Below are 4,380 nucleotides of genomic sequence, written 5' to 3'. Positions count from 1 at the left end.
CGAGATCCCGAAATCCTTCGCGATCTCCTTCAACGTCGTCCCTGCCTCACGAGCGCGAGCCACCTCGACCACGTTCTGTCGGAACTCCTTCGGGTACGGCTTGGGCATGGTGCACATCCTCTCCTGCGGCACCCCACGGCACCACAGAGTCGTTGTCACCTATCCGTGCAGCAGTCCCCTTCTGGGCGGTGAGCGATGAGGGGACGCTGGCGATGATCACGAGATCCTCACCAAGCTCGTGATGGTCTTCGAGCAGGCCCCCAAGACCGGCCAGGACAGACGCGGTCAGTTCCGTGACGTCATCAGCCTTGGCGAGCCAAGCGGGACGGCTGCCAGCGTTCGGTCTGATCGTCACGTCCTGCAGCGCGGGCACGTCAATGTCGGGGTCCTGCTGGGGCGGCCACGGCAACGACTCCTGCCCAGACATGATGCGCTGACGCACCGCGTCTGTTGTTCGGTCGTGCTCGTCTGCCGCCGCGGCGTGGGCAGCCGCGGCGTCCCCGAAGGTGGGTTGCCGTAGAGCCTCGGCCATGAGGTCTTCCTCGGTCAGCCAGAGTGGGTCGGGTGTGATGCCACCTGCTGTTGACTCCCTAGTGGCGGCTGCGATTCCTCGCACGTCCTCATCGGGGTCCACGTCCAGTGCCCGTCGCACCTGCGGGAGCAGGAACAGCGACCCCGCAAGCGCGGCCCGCACCTGGTGCGCGGGCTCGCGACTCAGCTGTGCCAGGGCAGACAGCCACGGCGTGCTGAAGGCCAACTGCTCCCGGACCGAGACGTTCCGATGGCGGGCCAGGCGCAAGGCCCACCCCTCGGTCAGCTCACCGCACATCGGCGGTCAGGGCGAGTGGCGCGTGCGCACCGGCGACTACCGCATCGTCTACGAGGTCAACGACGACGTGCTGGTCGTCCTGGTGGTCGCCGTTGGCCACCGGGGCGAGATCAACCAACGTCGCTGACGAACGCCCTGTCCTGTCGCGGGCGGGGTGATCGATCCTGCCGACAGTCGGACCTCAGCCGGACCGCGCCGCTGGACGTGCAAAAGGCACTTGGACCCAGCTGGTCGAATGGATCGCTGAGGCGCTACCACGTCCGATGGAGTGAAACGGACGCAATCCAACTCTGCTCTGACTTCACCCGCCTACCGGCCGTCAACGAGGACGACGTCGTACTCGGTGTCGGGGGTGGGGGGAGTGGTGAAGCGGGCGTTGACGGCATACAGCCGCGACCCCTGGAGCGCGACCGTCGTCGGCACGTCGAAGTCGGGGTCGGTGATCGTTGCGACCGGGGTCGCGGACTGCCAGTCGGGGGCCATCTGCAGTTCGACGATCTCGTTGGACCGGTTGCGCACCACCCACAGCGTCGTGCCCCGGAGCAGGATGCCGTCGCCCTGGGTCAGCAGCGCGCCGCCGGCATCCACCGCGGTCGCCTCTCCGGTAGCCGCGTCGACGGCGTACAGGATGCCGGTCGTGCTGTTGATGACGAGCAGCGTCTGCCCGTCGGGCGTGGCCGCGATCCCGTTCGCGTTGAAGCCGGCCACCTGCTGCCAGTCCCCGGTCAGGGGGATCGTCTGCACGGCGCCGGTCGGAACACCTCCGGCGCCCAGGGCGACCCGGTAGAGCTCGGCCGCCTGGGAGTTGGTGAACCAGGCCACGTCCCGCGTCACCGTCACGTCGTTGATGAAGGCCGGCCCGTCCGTGAGGTCGAACGCCGCGACCTCGGCACCCGAGTCCGCGTCGTACACGTAGGCGGCTCCCGTCGCGCCACCGGAGACGAACAACAGCCCGCGGTCGACCTTGATCCCGACGGCCGCGCGGCCGTCGACGTCGACGAGCACCTCGCCCTCACCGGTGCGCAGGTCGGCCTTCCACACCGAGCCGTCAGTGCGCGAACCCGAGTAGATCGACGTCCCCGCGCCGGTGGCGATGCCCTCGGGGAGCCACCCGTTGGGTAGGGCCAGGGTGTCGGGGAAGGGGGCGGCGGAGGCCGAACCCGTCGGGGCCAGCGCGAAGGCGGCGGCCAGGGCCGTGGTCAGCAGCACTCCTGAGGTCCTCATTGCGCTACGCTACGACGCGATTATTGACGATTCAATGACAGGCCTGGTGCTGTCGAACCTTGTCGTGCCCGCGCAGACCGTGCCAACGGCCCACGCGCCACCGTTCAGGGCTGCAAGACTCGGAGGATGACCACGTCGGCCATGACCGTGGAGCGGTGGGAGCGGCGCGCGGAGGTGCCACTCATCCTGCTGGCGCTGGCCTTCCTCGTCGCCTACGCGTGGCCCGTGCTCGACCCCCGGCTCGATCCCGATGCCCGCACCGTGCTCAACGCGGTGTCCTGGACGGTCTGGGCGGCCTTCGCCGTCGACCTGCTGATCCGCCTCGCCCTCGCCGAGGACCGGTGGCGCTACGCCCTCAGCCACTGGTACGACGTAGCCCTCGTCGCGCTGCCCCTGCTGCGACCGTTGCGGCTTCTGCGTCTGCTGGCCCTCGTGCGCATCCTCGACAGGTCCGCCTCGGCCAACCTGGCCGGGCGGGTGCTGGTCTACGTCGGGGGAGCCGCCGGACGGCCGTCGGCCTGGGCGCCCTGGCCGTGCTCGATGCCGAACGCGATGCCCCCGAGGCCAACATCACGACCTCCGGTGACGCACTGTGGTGGGCCTGCACGACGGTCACGACGGTCGGCTACGGCGTCCACTGCCCCGTGAGCGGCGAAGGCAGGGTCGTCGCCGTCGTGCTCATGGTCGTCGGTATCGGGGTCGTCGGGGCGGTGACCGCGTCGGTCGCGACGTGGATCCTCGGACGGGTCGAGGCCGAGCGTGCCGAGCGCCAGGTCCAGCCCTCAGACGGTGTGTCTCCAGACATGCCGTGAGGCCAGATCGCTGCCACTCTGGGGTTCAGTCCGGCACAGACCGGACATTCGGAAGTAAAACAACACAAACGGGTGCCCGAATCTCTTTACATTGGTGCCCGAGTAATGGTTGGATACCTCCAATGGCCCACAACGGGCCACCCGGTGGACGAAGGAGTCCGATGGACGCAGCGCAGTGTCACCACCGCTCGGACGAGCGCGGGACGGTGTCCCGATGATCGTCAGCCTCACCCCCAACCCGAGCATCGACCGCGCCATCGTCATCGATGCCCTCCTGCGCGGAGAGGTCCACCGCGCGACCTCGAGCCGCATCGACCCGGGCGGCAAGGGCGTCAACGTCAGCCGGGCGCTCGCGGCCCAGGGCACCGCCACCATCGCGGTCCTGCCCTCCGGTGGCCCGGAGGGCCACCTCATGGATGAGCTCCTCGACACCGCCGGCGTCGCGCGCCGCAGCGTTCCCGTCTCGGGGAGCCTGCGGATGAACATCAGCGTCCTCGAGCCCGACGGCACGACGACCAAGCTCAACGAGCCCGGCCCGCAGCTCTCGCCCGCCGAGGTCGACGCACTCCTCACGGCGACGTTGGATGCCGCGGACGGCGCCTCCTGGGTCGTCGCGTGCGGCAGCCTCCCGCCTGGTGCGCCGACCACGTTCTATGCCGACCTCGTCACGCGGGTGCGTGAACGCGGCATCCGGGTCGCCGTCGACTCCTCGGGCGCCCCGATGCCGCTCGCGGTCGCCGCTCGCCCGAACCTCATCAAGCCCAACCACGAAGAGCTCGCCGAGCTCGTCGGTCACGACCTGCCCACCCTGGGCGACGTCCGCGCCGCCGCCCGCGACCTCGTTGCCGACGGGATCGAGGTCGTCGCCGTCAGCCTGGGCAGTGACGGCGCCCTCCTCGTCACCGCCGACGAGGCCGTCCACGCGGGAGCCGCCATCACGGTCCCCCTGTCCACCGTGGGCGCCGGCGACTGCATGCTCGCCGGCCTGCTCCACGGCTTGTCGACGGGCAAGCGCCCCGCCGACGCCCTCGCCACCGCCGTCACGTGGGGTTCAGCCGCCGTCACCCTCCCCGGTAGCCGAGTCCCCACCCCGAGCGACCTCGTCGGCATCCACGCCGAGGTCACCCACACCCCCGACCCTTCGCTCGTCCTTCGCTGACCCGAAAGGAACCACCCCCCATGGCCCTCATCACCGAAGACCAGGTCGTCCTCGACCTGACCGGTGCCGACCGTCACGAGGCCACGACGCTGCTCGCGCAGCAACTCGTGACCAGCGGCCGGTGCACCGACATCGAGACCTTCCTCGCGGACGTCCGCGAGCGCGAGAGCAAGATGGCGACCGGCCTGCCCGGCGGCATCGGCATCCCGCACGCCCGCAGCGAGGCGATCACCGAGCCCTCGCTCGTGTTCGGCCGCAGCACCGACGGCATCGACTGGGGCGCCAAGGACGGCCCGGCGACCCTCGTCTTCCTCATCGCGGCGCCGGCCGGCGGCGGTGACGCCCACATGCAGATG

General features: G+C 70.0%; 6 protein-coding genes. 5 read left to right on the top strand and 1 reads right to left on the bottom strand.

The window, feature by feature from the left end:
• Nucleotides 1–743: 743 nt before the first annotated feature.
• A complete protein-coding gene (locus PLL68_RS12540; RefSeq protein ID WP_324534571.1) occupies nt 744–956 on the top strand; it encodes a type II toxin-antitoxin system RelE/ParE family toxin in 213 nt (70 codons plus the stop codon).
• Nucleotides 957–1,138: 182 nt separating this feature from the next.
• Here PLL68_RS12540 and PLL68_RS12535 read toward each other — a convergent pair whose 3' ends face one another.
• Nucleotides 1,139–2,053, bottom strand: coding sequence for an SMP-30/gluconolactonase/LRE family protein (locus PLL68_RS12535; protein ID WP_324534569.1), 915 nt, complete (start codon nt 2,051–2,053; stop codon nt 1,139–1,141).
• 126 nt (nt 2,054–2,179) lie between these two features.
• Between PLL68_RS12535 and PLL68_RS12530 the strand changes: the two genes are divergently transcribed.
• The 4 genes from PLL68_RS12530 to PLL68_RS12515 form a co-directional block, all read left to right on the top strand.
• Entirely contained in the window at nt 2,180–2,701 is a 522-nt protein-coding gene (locus tag PLL68_RS12530; RefSeq protein ID WP_324534573.1) for a hypothetical protein, read from the top strand.
• Nucleotides 2,587–2,865, top strand: a complete 279-nt coding sequence (locus PLL68_RS12525) for an ion channel (RefSeq protein ID WP_324534567.1) — start codon at nt 2,587–2,589, stop codon at nt 2,863–2,865. The genes PLL68_RS12530 and PLL68_RS12525 overlap by 115 nt, the downstream gene beginning before the upstream one ends.
• 214 nt (nt 2,866–3,079) lie before the next feature.
• Nucleotides 3,080–4,024, top strand: coding sequence for a 1-phosphofructokinase (pfkB, locus tag PLL68_RS12520; RefSeq protein WP_324534565.1), 945 nt, complete (start codon nt 3,080–3,082; stop codon nt 4,022–4,024).
• A gap of 20 nt (nt 4,025–4,044) precedes the next feature.
• Nucleotides 4,045–4,380 (top strand): PTS sugar transporter subunit IIA (locus PLL68_RS12515; protein WP_324534563.1); only part of this gene is annotated, 336 nt, incomplete at its 3' end.

Source organism: Ornithinibacter sp., assembly GCF_035443565.1.
In the GTDB taxonomy this organism is placed as follows: Bacteria; Actinomycetota; Actinomycetes; order Actinomycetales; family Dermatophilaceae; genus Fodinibacter.
Note: the sequence above shows the minus strand (reverse complement) of the source record. Positions and strands in the feature narration are given on the sequence as shown.

Excerpts from the sequence above, each read along its gene's own strand:
- PLL68_RS12535 (WP_324534569.1), bottom strand. The coding sequence starts at position 2,053 with ATGAGGACCTCAGGAGTGCTGCTGACCACGGCCCTGGCCGCCGCCTTC.
- PLL68_RS12530 (WP_324534573.1), top strand. The coding sequence starts at position 2,180 with ATGACCACGTCGGCCATGACCGTGGAGCGGTGGGAGCGGCGCGCGGAG.
- pfkB (WP_324534565.1), top strand. The coding sequence starts at position 3,080 with ATGATCGTCAGCCTCACCCCCAACCCGAGCATCGACCGCGCCATCGTC.